2 protein-coding genes and 1 pseudogene are annotated in these 1,690 nt (G+C 69.2%); 1 reads left to right on the top strand and 2 read right to left on the bottom strand.

The genetic code is table 11. From position 1 onward, the window contains the following. Window positions 1–62 precede the first annotated feature (62 nt). Window positions 63–809 carry a hypothetical protein gene (locus ABZ885_RS40685; RefSeq protein ID WP_360200179.1) on the bottom strand — a complete coding sequence of 249 codons (747 nt, stop codon included), beginning with the start codon at window positions 807–809 and terminating at the stop codon, window positions 63–65. 104 nt (window positions 810–913) lie between these two features. On the opposite strand from ABZ885_RS40685, the pseudogene ABZ885_RS40680 reads away from it, so the two are divergent. Beyond that, window positions 914–1,045, top strand: a pseudogene (locus tag ABZ885_RS40680) (HNH endonuclease); the annotation flags it as partial. 410 nt (window positions 1,046–1,455) lie between these two features. On the opposite strand, the gene ABZ885_RS40675 reads toward ABZ885_RS40680, so the two are convergent. After that, a partial coding sequence (locus ABZ885_RS40675; protein ID WP_360200177.1) for a zinc-binding dehydrogenase occupies window positions 1,456–1,690 on the bottom strand: 235 nt, incomplete at its 5' end.

The raw sequence follows: 1,690 nt of genomic DNA, 5'->3' as shown, positions 1-1,690 counted from the left end.
CCGGCGGGTCGTCACCGCCTCCCAGCCCTCGGCCTCGGCCAGCTCGCGGGCGGTCCTGATGATCAGCTGATGCCGTTCGGCGCGTTCGCGCTTATCAGGGCTCCGCCGAGGACGGACGGGCGTGCCTCGACGGTGTCCAGGTCGAGGCGGTACCCGGTCATCGCGCGGCCATGGCGGTCGAGGCACCAGAGCCTGATCGGGTCGTCCTTCTGCGGAAGGGGACGGCACAGCAGGGCCAGCAGCTGTTCGGCGGGTTCACAGCCGATCAGGTGCACGGGCTGGGTCGGTCGCTGCGGGCGCGGGGTGAGCAGGCCGTCAATGGAACGGCAATCGCCCGATGGGCTGTCCCCCCGGATCGAGGGGAACCACAGGTCGAACCGCGGGCTCGTCGGCAGCTGCTTGCCGCCCCCGAAGCTGTCCTCCCTGACGCCGGTGCCCACGACGATGTCCACGCGCCCGGGATCGCCCGGCGTGGGCCACTGGGCCAGGACAGCCGTGTCCTCCAGGTCCCAGAAGCGGGCAGGCCCGTCGTTCGAGGGATCCACAGGCTCGATCGAGAGCATTCCGTCCCCCAGCAGCCGCACCGGTTCGGCGCTGGCCGCCACGGCCTGGACCAGCAGGCTCTCTCGAGGGCAGCCGCGCAGCGTCAGGACCTCTCGCGGCAGCGGAGGCGCGTCCATGAACAGGCCCTCGACCTCCGCGCACCGCCCCCACAGCACGCCCTCCTCCTCATCGCCGATGTCCCCCTGAACCAGGAGATACCGGACCGGGAAGTCCCGCTCCCACCCCACATGTTCCTCAGACCGCACGCTTCTCCCCTGCTACCAGGCTGTCTTGGCGCGCCAACCCTACGGCTCGCCGCCACCGAAGCCCTCCGAATTTCGCGTGCTCGGAATGACGCTCCCCGCCAGTCGGAGCCGTGGGCTGGACGGCGGCGCGCCGTGAGACGTACGCCAACGACCAGGGCGCGCCGAACAGCCTGATCGCGGTCTCCGGCAGCTCCAACCACTCCGAGGCGGACAAGGACCCGGCCGACTGGCTTCCCGTGCCGGCGGACCGCTGCTGGAGCTCCGGCAAGGTCGCAGGCAAGGTGAATCGGGTCAAAACGCTCAAGAGGGCGCAGCCGGTCTTCAGGAGTTCTTCGAGGGTCTCTCTCGGCAGATCAGCAGCAGGCTCTGACGGTTGGTCGGAGGGCGAGCCGGCTCAATCCCGAGTGAGGATTCGGATCCCCAGGAGCCGGACTGAGGCTTGGCCGTACATGGAGCCACTCAGCATCAAGCCGTTCGTCAGCCACGATCACTGCCTCTGCCCTCGCCGGGGACCCGCCCACGCGAGTCCGGAAGAACCTACAGGAGCCGTTTGTCGGCGTACCCGCGAATTCGCTCAGCTGCGTACACATGAACGTGCCCATCGAGTTGGGCTTGGGAAGCGGGCAACAGGGCGCGGCCTCCGGTCTCAGGGGATGATGACGACCTTGCCATGGATACGGCCGCCTTCACTGACGCGGTGGACGTCCGCGAGGTCGGCCAGCGGGTGTAATGCGCTGATGTCGAGTGCGACCTTCCCTGCGTCGACGAGTTCCACGAGCGCCGCCAGGTGCGCCGCATCGTTGCGGGCGACCATGTGCATCGCCCTCACCCCGGCGTCGATCGGGCGCGGGGCTCCGGTGGTCGCCATGGGGTCACCTCCT

The organism is Kitasatospora sp. NPDC047058, from assembly GCF_040643935.1.
GTDB lineage: Bacteria > Actinomycetota > Actinomycetes > Streptomycetales > Streptomycetaceae > Kitasatospora.
Note: the sequence above shows the minus strand (reverse complement) of the source record. Positions and strands in the feature narration are given on the sequence as shown.